Source organism: Acinetobacter sp. SM34, assembly GCF_022012365.1.
Lineage (GTDB): Bacteria > Pseudomonadota > Gammaproteobacteria > Pseudomonadales > Moraxellaceae > Acinetobacter.
On record NZ_JAKLTP010000007.1, the window covers coordinates 50,072 to 64,620 of the forward strand.

12 protein-coding genes and 1 pseudogene are annotated in these 14,549 nt (G+C 41.2%); 9 read left to right on the forward strand and 4 right to left on the reverse strand.

Going from position 1 to position 14,549, the window contains the following annotated elements:
* Window positions 1-58: 58 nt before the first annotated feature.
* The 6 genes from LZZ98_RS07720 (at window position 59) to LZZ98_RS07745 (ending at window position 5,615) form a co-directional block, all read left to right on the forward strand.
* Window positions 59-1,306 (forward strand): acyl-CoA dehydrogenase family protein, encoded by a 1,248-nt coding sequence (locus tag LZZ98_RS07720; protein ID WP_237787341.1) that lies wholly within the window; start codon window positions 59-61, stop codon window positions 1,304-1,306.
* Window positions 1,307-1,440: 134 nt separating this feature from the next.
* Window positions 1,441-2,562 carry a phosphotransferase family protein gene (locus tag LZZ98_RS07725; RefSeq protein ID WP_237787342.1) on the forward strand — a complete coding sequence of 374 codons (1,122 nt, stop codon included), beginning with the start codon at window positions 1,441-1,443 and terminating at the stop codon, window positions 2,560-2,562.
* Window positions 2,559-3,257 (forward strand): histidine phosphatase family protein, encoded by a 699-nt coding sequence (locus LZZ98_RS07730; protein ID WP_237787343.1) that lies wholly within the window; start codon window positions 2,559-2,561, stop codon window positions 3,255-3,257. The genes LZZ98_RS07725 and LZZ98_RS07730 overlap by 4 nt, the downstream gene beginning before the upstream one ends.
* A 28-nt stretch (window positions 3,258-3,285) precedes the next feature.
* Window positions 3,286-4,029, forward strand: a complete 744-nt coding sequence (locus LZZ98_RS07735; RefSeq protein ID WP_237787344.1) for an SDR family oxidoreductase — start codon at window positions 3,286-3,288, stop codon at window positions 4,027-4,029.
* A 251-nt stretch (window positions 4,030-4,280) separates the two neighbouring features.
* On the forward strand, window positions 4,281-4,991 hold the full coding sequence (locus LZZ98_RS07740; RefSeq protein ID WP_237787345.1) for an SGNH/GDSL hydrolase family protein: 711 nt from the start codon (window positions 4,281-4,283) through the stop codon (window positions 4,989-4,991).
* Between the two features lie 30 nt (window positions 4,992-5,021).
* A complete protein-coding gene (locus tag LZZ98_RS07745; RefSeq protein ID WP_237787346.1) occupies window positions 5,022-5,615 on the forward strand; it encodes a uracil-DNA glycosylase family protein in 594 nt (197 codons plus the stop codon).
* 10 nt (window positions 5,616-5,625) lie between these two features.
* On the opposite strand, the pseudogene LZZ98_RS07750 reads toward LZZ98_RS07745, so the two are convergent.
* The 3 genes and pseudogenes from LZZ98_RS07750 to LZZ98_RS07760 form a co-directional block, all read right to left on the reverse strand.
* Window positions 5,626-6,091 (reverse strand): annotated as a pseudogene (locus tag LZZ98_RS07750) (pyridoxamine 5'-phosphate oxidase family protein).
* Between the two features lie 262 nt (window positions 6,092-6,353).
* Window positions 6,354-6,791 (reverse strand): hypothetical protein, encoded by a 438-nt coding sequence (locus tag LZZ98_RS07755; RefSeq protein ID WP_237787347.1) that lies wholly within the window; start codon window positions 6,789-6,791, stop codon window positions 6,354-6,356.
* A 295-nt stretch (window positions 6,792-7,086) separates the two neighbouring features.
* Window positions 7,087-8,646, reverse strand: coding sequence for a phospholipase D family protein (locus LZZ98_RS07760; protein ID WP_237787348.1), 1,560 nt, complete (start codon window positions 8,644-8,646; stop codon window positions 7,087-7,089).
* Window positions 8,647-8,767: 121 nt separating this feature from the next.
* On the opposite strand from LZZ98_RS07760, the gene LZZ98_RS07765 reads away from it, so the two are divergent.
* Window positions 8,768-9,883 (forward strand): S-(hydroxymethyl)glutathione dehydrogenase/class III alcohol dehydrogenase, encoded by a 1,116-nt coding sequence (locus tag LZZ98_RS07765; protein WP_237787349.1) that lies wholly within the window; start codon window positions 8,768-8,770, stop codon window positions 9,881-9,883.
* Between the two features lie 83 nt (window positions 9,884-9,966).
* Here LZZ98_RS07765 and LZZ98_RS07770 read toward each other — a convergent pair whose 3' ends face one another.
* Window positions 9,967-11,172 carry an amino acid aminotransferase gene (locus LZZ98_RS07770; protein ID WP_237787350.1) on the reverse strand — a complete coding sequence of 402 codons (1,206 nt, stop codon included), beginning with the start codon at window positions 11,170-11,172 and terminating at the stop codon, window positions 9,967-9,969.
* 742 nt (window positions 11,173-11,914) lie between these two features.
* On the opposite strand from LZZ98_RS07770, the gene LZZ98_RS07775 reads away from it, so the two are divergent.
* Together LZZ98_RS07775 and LZZ98_RS07780 are read left to right on the forward strand one after the other, a co-directional pair.
* Window positions 11,915-12,976, forward strand: coding sequence for a 3-deoxy-7-phosphoheptulonate synthase (locus LZZ98_RS07775; RefSeq protein WP_237787351.1), 1,062 nt, complete (start codon window positions 11,915-11,917; stop codon window positions 12,974-12,976).
* A 334-nt stretch (window positions 12,977-13,310) separates the two neighbouring features.
* Window positions 13,311-14,498: a PilT/PilU family type 4a pilus ATPase gene (locus tag LZZ98_RS07780; RefSeq protein ID WP_237787352.1), complete on the forward strand. Its 1,188-nt coding sequence runs from the start codon at window positions 13,311-13,313 to the stop codon at window positions 14,496-14,498.
* The last annotated feature ends 51 nt before the right edge of the window (window positions 14,499-14,549 follow it).

Genomic DNA, 14,549 nt, shown 5'->3' on the forward strand with positions numbered 1-14,549 from the left:
AGTTTTCAGGTTATGTTGTTGTAAAGATTAGATCACATAATATTTTAAGGAAGTTGCCATGTTTGAATTGTCAGCACGCGCACAGGATTATATTGAAAGAACAAAAAAGTTTATTAAGGAAGAAATTGAACCGGTTGAAACCGAGTTTTGGAATGATGTTCATGAACTCAATCAAGGTGGCGACTGGACAACATGGCAATGGCCGACTCAACTTGAAATATTAAAAAATAAGGCCAAGGCAGCAGGTCTCTGGAATATGTTTTTGCCTGATCCTGTTTTGGGGCAAGGACTTTCAGTTCAGGAATATGCACATATTGCCGAACTTTCCGGTCGTAGTTTAATTGTGCCAATCGTATTTAACTGTAATGCGCCTGATAGCGGTAATATGGAAGTATTATGGCGTTATGGTTCTGAACAACAGAAGCAACAATGGTTAACGCCACTGCTTGAAGGAAAAATCCGTTCAGTCTTTTGCATGACTGAACCTGCTGTGGCATCCTCTGATGCCACCAATATGCAGGCGACGGCGATTGTCGAGGGAGACGAAATTGTTCTGAATGGCCGTAAATGGTGGTCATCGGGTCTAGGTGATCCAAATGCCAAAATCATCATCTTTATGGCACATACGCCCGACGCAAGCAAAGACCGTCATCATCAACATTCTATGGTTCTGGTTCCTATTGATACGGCGGGGGTGAAAATTGAACGCATGCTACCGGTTTTTGGCGATTATGATGCTCCGCATGGTCACGGTGAAATCAGCTTTAACAATGTACGCGTACCGGTAGCCAATTTTATTGGCGGTGCAGGTCAGGGTTTTGAAATTGCCCAAGGTCGTTTAGGGCCGGGCCGTATTCACCATTGCATGCGCTGTATCGGCGCGGCGGAAAAATCACTTGAGCTGATGATTGACCGTGGTATGAGCCGCACTGCTTTTGGCAAGGAAATCTTAAAACTGGGTGGCAATCTGGAACGCGTTGCAGAAGCACGGGTCGCCATTGACCAGGCACGTTTACTTACACTTTATGCTGCTTATAAGATGGATACTTTGGGTAATATGGCAGCACTGACTGAAATTTCAGCAATTAAAGTGGTTGCGCCAAGTGTACTGGAAAAAGTGGTGGATATGGCCATGCAAATTCACGGCGGTGCCGGCGTTTCACGTGATACACCACTGACCGGTTTCTTTGCTCAGGCACGTAGTTTACGTTTGGCCGATGGTCCGGATGAAGTACATAAAGGCATGATTGCCAAACTTGAACTGGCAAAACGCGGTTATAGCTCACGTCATAAGAAAGAATCGTAAAAAGATTAAATAGAGAAATATGTGTTGAGACTTCTTACAACTTGCCTGAAAATTTTGCTGTTTATGAACAATGAATTAGCTATAAATAAGCAAGCGAAGAAGTCTTTTGAAATTGAAGATGTAGGGAAATAAGAATGTCAGTTATTGATGTGGGTGGAAATGTCCGTCAAGGTGAAGAGTTAGATGTCATTGCGGTTGAACATTGGCTCAAAGCACAAGGCATTGATTTACAAGGTCAGGTAGAAATTACGCAATATTCAGGCGGGGCATCCAACTGGACTTATCGTTTGAAATACGATAATGCTGACTTAATTTTACGTCGCCCACCTAAAGGAACTAAAGCCAAATCTGCCCATGACATGGCACGTGAATATAACGTGCAAAAAAATCTGGCCCCTTTCTATCCGGTCTTGCCTGAAATGCTGGCGCTGTGTCAGGACGAATCCGTAATTGGCTGTGACTTCTATGTGATGCAGCGCGTGGAAGGCATTATTCCACGTGCCAATTTACCTAAAGAGCTGAACTTTAATGAAGCCCAAGTTCACGAATTATGTATTAATGTCATCGACAAACTGATCGATCTGCATCAAGTACCTTATGTCGGTACAGAACTGGAAAAATTGGGTAAAGGTGAGGGTTATTGCCGTCGTCAGGTTGAAGGCTGGGATGCGCGCTATGAAAAAGCCAAAACCTTAAATGTGCCTTCTTTTAAATATGTTCGTAACTGGCTGAAAGATAATATCCCTGCCGATTCAAAAACCTGCGTCATTCATAATGATTGGCGTTTTGATAATGTGATTTTAGACCCAAACCATCCGACTAAAGTTATTGGGGTGCTGGACTGGGAAATGGCTACACTTGGTGATCCTTTAATGGACTTGGGTTGCGCACTGGCCTATTGGGTGGAAGAAAGCGACAACCACATTTTTAAAGCCACGCGTCGTCAGCCGACCAATTTAAAAGGCATGTTTACGCGTCAAGAAGTCGTGGATTATTATTTGGAAAAAACCGGCTTGCAACCTGAGAACTGGACCTTTTATGAAGTGTTCGGCATTTTCCGTTTAGCCGTGATTGCACAACAAATCTATTATCGTTATTTCCACAAACAAACCAATAATCCAGCTTTTAAGGATTTCTGGATTGTGATTCATGCCTTGCATATTCGTGCTTTAAAATTGATTGGTTTACAGAAACTTGAAGCCAATGAACTGGCGCAAAAATATATCGCCAAATTTAAGGAGCTGATGCCATCATGACCACAATTTATCTGATTCGTCACGGACAGGCTTCTTTTGGAGCGGAAAGCTATGATCAGCTTTCCCCTAATGGTGAATTACAGGCGAAATTATTAGGGCAATATTTCGATCAGATTCTAAAAGAAACGCCCTATGTGGTGGCTGGTTCGATGCAACGTCATCAGCAAACGGCGCAACTGGCTTTAGCAGAATGTTTTCCCGAAGCTGAAATTCAGACTGACAATGCCTGGAATGAGTTCAATCACCAGCAAGTTTTTGCCAAGTACGAACCACGCTTTAATGAACCACACTTGTTAAAGCAGGATGTGGCCAAAGAAGAAAATCCGCGTGCTTATCTGGCGAAAATTTTTGAAGGGGCGATCGAGCGCTGGACAGGTGGTGACTATCACCATGAATATGATGAATCTTGGCCACATTTTAAAAACCGGGTTGAAACAGCATTGCAAAATTTATGTGATGAACTGGCTAAGATAAAACCGCGTTATGCCGTAGTGTTTACCTCTGGTGGGGTGATTTCGGTAGCTGCCGGAAAACTATTAGAGCTGAATGCTAACCGGACTTTTGCCCTGAACTGGGCCATTGCCAATACCAGCATGACCACACTGCGTCTGGTGGGAAATGAACCACAATTACTGAGCTTGAATGAACACCATTTTATTAAGGCGGAAGATTCCAGGTTACTGACATGGATCTGATTTAAAAAAAATAGCAAAGGAAGAAAACATGGCAAAAACAATTTTAATTACCGGGGCAAGTTCAGGGATTGGTGCAGGTATGGCACGTGAATTTGCACAAAAAGGCTATAACCTTGCCATCTGCGCCCGTCGTTTGGAGCGTCTGGAAACTTTAAAACAAGAGCTGGAAAGCAAATACGGCGTAAAAGTCATAGCCAAAACCTTAGATGTGACCCATTACGATCAGGTCTTTGAAGTGTTCCGTGCATTTAAACAAGAGTTTGGCACGATTGACCGTATTATTGTGAATGCGGGTGTGGGTGAAGGTCGCCGGATTGGTAAAGGAGACTTTGAAATTAACAAGGCGACAGTAGAAACCAACTTTATTTCAGCTTTGGCACAATGCGAAGCTGCAGTGGAAATTTTCCGTGCGCAAAATGCAGGTCATCTGGTGATGATTTCTTCGATGAGTGCAATGCGTGGCATGCCTAAACATTTAACGGCGTATGGGGCAAGTAAGGCAGGGGTTGCACATTTGGCAGAAGGCATCCGTGCCGAACTGATTGATACCCCAATTAAAGTCACTACCATTTTCCCGGGATATATCCGTACTGAACTGAATGAAGGTGCCAAAAAACTGCCTTTTGAAGTGGATGAAAAAACCGGTTCGCATTTACTGGTCAAAGCCATTGAAAAAGCCCCAGTTAAAGCTTATGTGCCACAGTGGCCTTGGTTGCCACTCGGTTTGGCCATGAAAATTTTGCCGCTGAAACTGGTCAACAAATTAGGTTGATTTTAGAATCTTAAAAAGCCCATTTAATGGGCTTTTTATACGCGGGAAAAACATTGTAAAACTAAGCTCGATAAAAAATAACATCATCAGCAGATTCAGCAGATATCGACCACCCTCAGCCCTAGATAACTACTGACCTAATACAGCACATTTACTATTTAATTAGATGAAACTTATTGTAATTTAAGTCAATGCTTCTCACCCCATAAACTCCTATATTGATACAAATATCATTGTGAATTTTATTGTTTATGCTGTTAAAAATTTCAACCATCGCCCTGATTCCATCTTTAATTATTCAGGGTAATGCCGTTAAGAAAAATACGTTACGCTTACCCGAACCGGAAGGAAAGCGTTTTGGTACAGTAGGAACGGGAAAAACTTTATCTCTTTTGATTGTAGGAGATTCCGCTGCGGCAGGTGTAGGCGTTGAAATTCAGGACGATGCTTTACTCGGGGCAGTGCTGAACCAGTTACAAGCTGGATATGAAATCAGTTATCAACTTGAAGCAACAACCGGTCATACCAGCGGACAAGTGATTAAAACGGTAAAGAATATGCCGGCTCAACACTTTGATGTGGTGATTACCTCTGTCGGGGTAAATGACATTACCAAACTGACCTCGCCTAAAGACTGGATCCAAAAGCAGCAACAACTTTATGCAGCGATTAACCAGAAATTTATGCCTGAATTGATTATTGCTGCTGGTGTGCCGCCAATGAACCTGTTTCCAGCTTTACCTAATCCACTGGCATGGTTATTTGGACAATATGCCAAAGGCATGAATAAAAATCTTGCAAAATTTGTACAGCAGCAAGCCAATATGCAATGGATTGAATACGATCTGGAGCGTTTTAAAACCTTAAACTTGGAAATGGCGGCGGATGGCTTTCATCCCAGCAAGGAAATTTATGCACTTTGGGCTGAACAGGTAGCAGATAAAGTCCGCCAAATGTTTTAAATTAGTACCAAGGTTTATGAATAGATTGCCATGTCAACTGAATACCAAATTGAAACCCATCCACTGAAACCATTTTTACCTAAAAATGCCAAATTACTGATGATGGGCAGTTTTCCTCCGCCTAAAACACGCTGGAAAATGGATTTTTATTATCCCAATTATCAAAATGACATGTGGAAAATTTTTGGCTTGGTTTTCTTCCAAGATAAAGAACACTTTTTAGAGGTAGCCAACAAAAAATTCAAGGAACAACTGATCCGTGACTTCTTGGCTGAAAAAGGCATTGCAATTTTTGATACGGCATATCAAATTATTCGCCTAAAAGGCAATGCTTCGGATAAATTCCTGCATATTGCCCAAGCGACGGATTTAGCCCAGCTGTTACAGCAGATTCCGCAGTGCCACAGCATCATGACCACAGGCGATAAAGCTACTGATACCCTGATGCTTTCCATGTCAGCAAATACTGAAAAACCGCAAATTGGACAGCCGTCAAAAGCATATTTTGCTGAACGCGACCTGACTTTATATCGTATGCCATCTTCATCACGTGCTTATCCACTTACTGTGGAGAAAAAAGCCGGAGCCTATAGTCAGTTATTTAAAGAAATAGGCTTACTATAAGTAAGTTTTATTAACTAAAAGGCATCATTTTGGGGTATTTGACCCATCTAAAAGAATGCACAGTAAAATCGGCCCAGATGAGCTGGCTGCCTTTCGTCCATTTTAGGCTTTGAATGCGTCGTGAAATCTGAGCCAGTTCTTCGGCGTTGGCAAGACGAAGATCGCCAATTTCTACATACAGCCGCACGTCAGGATAATCACTAAACTCGCCTTTAAATAAGGCTTTCAACCAGAATAAGCGGCTACTGTTGACTGCCTGAATGCAGGCTTTGCTATTTTGCGGCAAATTCTGTTGCAACGATTCTGTATAGGTGTCAAAGAAAAAACCGCCTGGATTTTCTCTAAGAAATAGAGTCCCGATAGGACTAATGGTAGACTGCAAGTTTGTTATCTACCGTAGCAATAGAACAGTGCATAGCGGCTTTTTGAGCGTCATTTACCACCTTGCGAATGTGTTGCCATTCTTCTGTTTTCATTTTTGTTTTTCCATTTTATTATTTTTAATATTATTCAGCAGGATAGCAAAAAATTGAATACAGTTTTAGCAATCTGACTGGACATTCATACCAATATTCTGTTTTAAAAATTAAATGAGCAATGTTCAAAATAAAACAATGCCTAAGTGGATGGACATCGTTATGCTGAGTATGGTGATAAAAAAGTATCTGATGTTTTGGTGAATGTCATCAAGAACTATTTAAATAAAGATGTTTAATTCAGTCTGAATAGACTTAAGCTTTAGCCATCATATTCCACATAATCCCATAAATTTAAACGGGCTTTAATTTCTTTGCGGATATTGGGTAACATCGGTAGCAATGTGCCATCAATCCATAAACTTAAAGCCTGTGCAGAAATCACCTGTTCATTGGCATCAATAATTTTTGCCCCTTTGACCATGACCAGGGTTTCTTCACTTGCGGCTGTTTCAATGCCTTTAAACAGCACTTGAAGTTCAAAACCAGTATTCTGAATCAGCCACTCCAGTTCAAGTTGCACGTTCTGATTGGATTTTAAAACAGCCTGACCTTCAACGATTTCAGAATCTGACTGACAATCGTGCTCAACCCGGACTTTAGACAAAAACCATTCTTGAGCGCCTAAATCTTCAAGGGTTTTATGCGGCGTTAAAATATCACTTAAATTAAATTGACGATTTAAATCAAAAAATTGCATTGCGGGAAAATCACGATAGGGAGAGAGGTGAGTTAAAAACTCGAAAAATGAAATGTTAAATCAAATCAGGAAATGAGTAAAATCATTGTGTTGATTGATCTAAAATATGTATAAATCGCCGTCAATCTCTTATAAGTCATAACAATAATATTGATCAAGGAAATGCCAATCATGATACCTGACAGGTTGGATTATATGGTTGGAGATTTTATACAAACCGGCGCAAAGTAGCTGGTATGACTATCTGTGTGCTGAAAAAAAGATAGTTTTGTATTTCAATGTCATTAACTTGTCATTACATCATCCATTCAATGGAGAGATAGGACATGGCTTGCATGGTAAAACGCTGAAATCTAGTCGATTGAGGATCATGGGAATATTCAGTGCTTGAACCATCTTTATGATGCTCTATCCAGATGACTTCACCTTGTGGATTCAGTTTTAGTTGATAGGCAATTTGCGGTAAATATTTATCTAATGAGTCTGAAATTTGTTTTTGTAAGGTATCGGATTCGACCACCAATCCCACTTCGCTGTTTAAGTTGGCGGAACGTGGGTCAAAATTAAAGGAACCAATAAACACCATGCCATCAATATCAAAGAATTTGGCATGTAGGCTGGATGCATTTTTACCTTTGGCCGGAATCACATTACCTGTGACCACTTCATACCATGTGCGTTTAGTACGCTCTATATAGGGCTTAAATTCATAGAGTTTTACCCCATTTTTCAGTAAATCATGCCGATATTGTCTATAAAAAGCATGCACCAAGGGAACGTCATTGGCTAAAAATGAATTGGTGAGTACCCGAACATTGGCGCCATTTTTGACTAAACCGGTTAAATAATCTGTGCCCTTGCGAGTCGGTACAAAATAGGCGGAGACCAGTTCCATATGCTGTTTCGGTTCTCCCATAATCTGGAAGATCTGACGGTAAATCAGCTGATTTCTGGATGCCTGACCACGAATTTTATCGGGAGAGTCGGCAACAAAATGCGCTTTTGCCCAGTTAATCGGACGATCTTCTAAATGTTCATTGATCTGTTTTTCAGCCAGTTCAATCCGCCTTTTTAACTGGTCTTTTTGTAAGGCAGTCAGTTCATAATATTTACGTAATTTGGCAAGCTGTTCGGGTCGACTTTTACCGAGCAGCTGAGGTACCGAATAACTCAAATCATCATTCCAAAAGTCTTGAAAGACTTCATTGGCATGTTGAGCGGCAGTGCCATAAAACAGGATATCCATATCGGTAAACTGGAAATTTTCACTGGCTTCGAAGTATTCCCGGCTGATGTTGCGTCCACCCGTCACCGCTATGGCGCCATCTGCAATAATCAGCTTGTTGTGCATCCGGTGATTGATCTGGTTAAAACGGAAAACATAATCAAACAGACGCAACTGTCTCAATCTAAATGTGTAAGGATTAAAAATTTTAATTTCAAAATTAGGATGCTGAGCCAGTTGTTTTAAAGTTGCATCAAGTTGGGAACCGTTCTGGTCATCAATCAATAAACGGATTTTCACCCCACGATCTGCGGCTTTGAGTAATTCAGCCAGCATCAGGTGACCAATCGAGTCATCTTCCCAGATGTAGTACTGCAAATCGATATTATATTGTGCTTTATTAATCAGATGCAGCCTTGAGGCTATACTGATAAAGGCATCATCTAAAGCCAGATAGGCAGTGAGGCCTTGTGTAATTTGTGCATCGACATTGGAACCGTTTAGCCAGTGTTCGGCATGAACCTGAATGGGAAGCTGCTTTTTTGATTCATTCATCGGCAAACTGCACCCCGTCATTGTAAAAATTGTAACAGCAAACATGACAGCATGCATGGATGGTCTAATCTGCATAATTGTTATGAAGTCATAAAGTTATAAGTACATATTATCATCATGTTATAGGTTGAATCGGACAATAAAAAGAGGTTACTGTAGCTCATCTGTTAAAGAACCCAAAAAGGATAAATTATTCATGAAATCACGTGCTGCAGTCGCATTTGGTCCAGGTCAACCACTCCAAATTGTTGAAATTGATGTTGCTCCGCCCAAAGCAGGTGAAGTTTTGGTCAAAATTAGCCATACTGGCGTATGTCATACCGATGCCTTTACCTTGTCGGGTGATGATCCTGAGGGCGTATTTCCTGCTGTGCTGGGCCATGAAGGTGCAGGTGTGGTGGTTGAAGTCGGTGAAGGCGTGACCAGTGTTAAACCGGGTGATCACGTTATTCCACTGTATACTGCAGAATGTGGTGAATGCCTGTTCTGTAAATCGGGTAAAACTAACCTGTGTGTAGCGGTTCGTGCGACACAAGGTAAGGGCTTGATGCCGGATGGCACAACACGTTTTTCTTATAATGGTCAGCCAATCTATCATTACATGGGCTGTTCAACGTTCAGCGAATATACCGTAGTGGCTGAAGTATCCTTGGCGAAAATTAACCCTGAAGCGAATCATGAACATGTCTGCTTGCTGGGTTGTGGCGTAACTACCGGTTTGGGTGCGGTGAAAAATACTGCCAAAGTTCAGGAAGGCGATACCGTAGCGGTATTTGGTCTGGGCGGTATTGGTCTGGCGGTGGTTCAAGGTGCCAAGAAAGCCAAAGCCAGCCGCATTATTGCCATTGATACCAATCCTGAAAAATACAAACTGGCTGAACAGTTTGGTGCGACAGATTTCTTGAATCCTAAAGATTATGACAAACCGATTCAGGATGTGATTGTTGAAAAAACCGGCTGGGGCGTAGACCATTCTTTTGAATGTATTGGCAATACCAATGTGATGCGTTCAGCACTGGAATGTGCTCACCGTGGTTGGGGGCAATCGATTATTATTGGTGTAGCCGGTGCAGGTCAGGAAATTTCAACCCGTCCATTCCAGCTAGTCACAGGCCGTACTTGGAAAGGCACCGCTTTTGGTGGCGTTAAAGGCCGTTCACAATTGCCGGGCATGGTGGAAGAAGCCATGAGTGGTGATATCCAGCTTGAACCTTTTGTCACTCATACCATGGGACTGGAAAAAATTAACGAAGCCTTTGATTTAATGCATGACGGTAAATCGATTCGTACCGTGATCCATTTCGAAGACTAAGCATCCATATAAATAAAAAGCGAAATAAAAAACGGGCAGATTGCCCGTTTTTTATTAGCCAGATGAATAAGCATCAGCCTAATTTAAGCAGTTGCCTTGATTACTGCTGCAATGGATTCAGCCACATAATCGATATTATTCAAATTTAAACCCGCTGCACACATACGCCCACTACGCACTAGATAAATTCCATATTGATCTTTTAGAATATCAACTTGTTCAGCCGTTAAACCGGTATAGCTAAACATGCCTTGCTGTTTAACCAGATAGCTAAAGTCACGTTCTGGTAAGGCTTGGCTGAGTTTGTCTTTTAAAACTTGACGCATTTTAATAATGCGTTCGCGCATTTCTTGCAGTTCAGCTTTCCATGATGCCGTCAGCTGTTCATCTTGCAAGACATTATTCACTAACAATGCTCCGGTAGTTGCCGGACTTGAATAGTTGCGGCGTACTGTTGCTTTTAGCTGGCCTAATACTTTTTGTGCAGTGGCTGAATCATCACAAACAAAGGTTAGGCCACCGACACGTTCGCCATAAAGTGAGAAAATTTTAGAGAATGAATTGCTGACAATAAAATTCATTCCTGCCTGATCGAGTGCATGAATCGCATAAGCATCTTCCTCTATTCCTTGACCAAAGCCTTGATAGGCAATGTCGAGGAAAGGAATAAGATCTTGTTTTTTCAGGACTGTAATTACCTGATCCCATTCCGCAGGCGTCAGGTCTGCACCCGTCGGGTTATGGCAACACGGGTGCAATAACACAATACTTTTCGCCGGAAGCTGACTTAATTTTTCCAGCATTGCAGTGACATTGACACCATTGGTTGCAGCATCAAAATAAGGATAGAAATGGGAGTGAATGCCGGCACCATTAAAGATGGCAATGTGGTTTTCCCAGGTCGGCTGACTGACCCAGACATCAGATTCAGGAAAATATTTTTTCAGAAAATCGGCACCCACTTTCAGTGCGCCAGAACCGCCTAAAGTCTGGATGGTGACCGCGCGACCATCACGGCGCGCTGCACTATTTTCGCCCAAGACCAAGGCTTGAGTAGCTTGATTATAAGGTTTTAAACCATCCATCGGTAAATACAGCTTGACCTGATCATTGCTTGCTTCAATATTCTTATATGCTGCTTTGATGGCCTCAAGTTGAGGCACAATATTGTCCTCATTATAATAAAGCCCGATGCTTAGATTAACTTTTTGAGTCCGTTCATCTTTAGCAAATTCTTCCATCAAAGAAAGAATCGGATCACCTACATACGCATCAACATGTTGGAACATGAATACATCCTTCGTTATAGGGGGTAGAACAAATCAAGCCTTCGGTATAACTGGCATTTTAGCTGTTTATTGCAATAGCTGGGCTTCTTTTTTCATATTATAAAATAATCGTCTGGCTGAATTCAGGCCTAGAAATGGGGTAGAGCATAATTTTAAAAATACAGTCTAGGCCTGTCGATAAAGTAAAGCGGAATCGGTGATTGGAGTTTTTGTTGAGATCTGACGTGTAGAACTCAATATAAGTAAGAATATGTAAGCTATCTAAATGATTTTTATAAATAGTTTAAATTTTATCTCATTGGCTTTTTTACAAACAAATGATAAGTAAAAGTTTACTGATTTATGTATTTTTATTTTAAATAAAACTATTGTCAAATAAGGCAATACAGCGTATTTTAATTTTAAGACACATACTTTTTTGAAGAAATAAAGATGTTAAAGCAACCAGTCATCTCAAACGCACGTTATTATTTTTGGCAATTTAGATAATTGCCTGAACGCGTTCGGGCAAGAAATGGTTGCCCACCAAGTTTATAACCTGATCGGCAACCCTGATCAGGTTTTTTTATGCTTTATTTTTCTTACACTTTTTGGAGTTAGCTCATGAAATCATTAAATTACTCATATTTTAGCAACTCTTATTGGTTTTACTTTAGTCAAATGATGACTCTTGCCTTGCAATCCATTAGACCCATAACGCTCAAATAAAAGATTGGACTAAAACAGTCCCCAGGAAAGACCAATGAATGCTTTGAATACTGCTTTACAACAAACTCAAACAACTGCAAAAGAAACCATTTTAACTTTGCCGTATCAATTAAAGGCACAATTGCCTTTATCGAACAAGATGGCGCAACAAATTGCCGATCAGCGTCAAACCATTGAAAATATCTTGGCAGGCAAAGACCATCGTTTGATGGTTGTGACTGGGCCATGTTCGATTCATGATCCCGTTGCTGTACTTGAATATGCGCAAAAATTACAACAATTACAAAATCAGATCGCAGATCAAATTTTCCTGGTCATGCGTGCCTATATTGAAAAACCACGTACCACCATTGGCTGGAAAGGCTTCCTTTATGACCCAAATTTAGATGGTTCATCCAATATGCAATTGGGATTGGAAAAATCACGTGATTTATATCTGCAAATTATTGAAATGGGCTTGCCGATTGCATCGGAAATTTTAAGTCCAATGGCGACAGCCTATTTCGACGATTTACTGGCATGGGGTGCCATTGGTGCACGTACTAGTGAATCCCAGATTCACCGTGAAATCTCAAGCCATATGCCATACAGCATCGGTTTCAAAAATGGTACCGATGGCTCGATTCAAATTGCTCTAGATGCCATTCAATCTGCATCGCATCCCCATCAATTCCTGGGCATGAGCCAGTCTGGCTTACCGTGTATTTTAGAGTCTAAGGGCAATCCAAAAGCGCATCTGATTCTGCGTGGCTCAAATAGCGGCCCGAACTATCAGTTGTCAGAAATTGAAAAAATCAAAGCCAAGCATGCTGCTGAATTGCCGGCACTGGTGATTGATTGCAGTCATGGCAACAGCTCGAAAAATCCAATGCTGCAACCTGAAGTGCTGCAACAGATCGTGGCAGAACGCTTGCAGACCAATGTGCGTGGGGTAATGCTGGAAAGTCATCTGGTTGATGGCCAGCAAAAGATTTCTTGTGAGATGACTTATGGCCAATCTGTGACAGATGGTTGTTTAGGTTGGGACAAAACCCGGCAAATTTTGCTGGAGGTGGCAGATTCACTGCGTGTATCTCGATTAAAACGTAGTGCCTGATTTTCTAAGAAAAAGTCATAGACCATCAAAGATTTATACATAACGTTACGATAAAGCCCCTGAACTTCAGGGGCTTTTTTCTTGCTACAGATCTATTTTTGTTATCTGGTTAATTTTAAACCATGCATTTAGTGATTCTGTATGCAATTTCTATTCATACTTTTAACCAGTTAAAAATAACAAAGTTGAGTACTTTACTATGTTTATGCACAATAGGGAAAAATAGTAATCAATAAAACATGAATTGTTTCTTCACGACTGAGATAAGCATTTAAATAAATTAAACCAATTTCAGTATGCGTGCATCATAGAAACAATTCTCATCGGGGAATATATGTATAGTACGGAATTACTGGAAGAAGCACGTAAAATGATGTTCCATATGCTGACCAAGGTGGTGGAATATGGGGGCTCGGATTTATTTATTTCAGCAGATTTTCCACCGAGTATTAAACATCAGGGTTTAATGAAAGCAATTGGTCAGCAGGCATTAACGGCAGAAAAGACCAAACTGTTTGCCTATAGTTTAATGAATGAGAAACAGCGGCTTGAATTTGAAACCGAGCTGGAATGTAATTTCGCGATTAGCGTTCCCAATGTTTCGCGTTTTCGTATCAATGTTTTCCAGCAGCAATTACAGGTGGGAATGGTGATACGAACCATTACCGCAGAAATTCCAAATTTTGACCAGTTAAAGCTGCCTGAATCCTTAAAACATGTGATGATGGCAAAACGTGGCTTGGTACTTGTGGTAGGTGCTACCGGCTCGGGTAAATCGACATCTTTGGCCGCCATGATTGATCATCGTAATGAAAATTCTGCCGGGCATATTATTACTGTGGAAGATCCGGTTGAATATGTACATAAGCATAAGAAATCCATGATCACGCATCGTGAAGTCGGCGTGGATAGCCATTCCTGGCACAATGCCTTGAAAAACACCTTACGTCAGGCACCCGACGTGATTTTAATTGGTGAAATCCGGGATACTGAAACCATGGAACATGCCATTGCCTTTGCCGAAACCGGGCATTTATGTTTGGGTACCTTACATGCCAATAACGCCAATCAGGCGCTGGATCGAATCATTAACTTTTTCCCGGAAGAACGTCGTAATCAATTGTTGATGGACTTATCTTCCAACATGAAAGCTATTATTTCGCAGCGCTTGGTACGTACCGAGGATGGACGCGGTCGCCGTGCAGCCATTGAAATTCTGCTGAATACCCCATTGATTGGCGATAATATTCTTAAAGGTCAGTTTCATGAATTAAAAGAAATCATGAAAAAATCCCGTGAATTGGGCATGCAAACTTTCGATCAGGCTTTATATGATTTATATAATGAAGGTTCGATCAGTTATGAGGAAGCCTTGCGTAATGCCGATTCCATGAATGAATTACGCTTGCAGATTAAATTAAAAAGTACCCGGCAAAATACTGCCAGTCCAGCTGAAACTAGTGGATTCAGTATGGTGCAAGAAGCAAGTCAAGAAAAAAAAGAAGGAGCTGCTCCTGAATAACCATGCTGCTGAGTCATGAATTAAAAAAGCATGTTTAAAAGCATGCTTTTT

Coding starts and splice junctions, on each gene's coding strand:
- LZZ98_RS07720 (WP_237787341.1), top strand. CDS start 59: ATGTTTGAATTGTCAGCACGCGCACAGGATTATATTGAAAGAACAAAA.
- LZZ98_RS07725 (WP_237787342.1), top strand. CDS start 1,441: ATGTCAGTTATTGATGTGGGTGGAAATGTCCGTCAAGGTGAAGAGTTA.
- LZZ98_RS07730 (WP_237787343.1), top strand. CDS start 2,559: ATGACCACAATTTATCTGATTCGTCACGGACAGGCTTCTTTTGGAGCG.
- LZZ98_RS07735 (WP_237787344.1), top strand. CDS start 3,286: ATGGCAAAAACAATTTTAATTACCGGGGCAAGTTCAGGGATTGGTGCA.
- LZZ98_RS07740 (WP_237787345.1), top strand. CDS start 4,281: ATGCTGTTAAAAATTTCAACCATCGCCCTGATTCCATCTTTAATTATT.
- LZZ98_RS07745 (WP_237787346.1), top strand. CDS start 5,022: ATGTCAACTGAATACCAAATTGAAACCCATCCACTGAAACCATTTTTA.
- LZZ98_RS07755 (WP_237787347.1), bottom strand. CDS start 6,791: ATGCAATTTTTTGATTTAAATCGTCAATTTAATTTAAGTGATATTTTA.
- LZZ98_RS07760 (WP_237787348.1), bottom strand. CDS start 8,646: ATGCAGATTAGACCATCCATGCATGCTGTCATGTTTGCTGTTACAATT.
- LZZ98_RS07765 (WP_237787349.1), top strand. CDS start 8,768: ATGAAATCACGTGCTGCAGTCGCATTTGGTCCAGGTCAACCACTCCAA.
- LZZ98_RS07770 (WP_237787350.1), bottom strand. CDS start 11,172: ATGTTCCAACATGTTGATGCGTATGTAGGTGATCCGATTCTTTCTTTG.
- LZZ98_RS07775 (WP_237787351.1), top strand. CDS start 11,915: ATGAATGCTTTGAATACTGCTTTACAACAAACTCAAACAACTGCAAAA.
- LZZ98_RS07780 (WP_237787352.1), top strand. CDS start 13,311: ATGTATAGTACGGAATTACTGGAAGAAGCACGTAAAATGATGTTCCAT.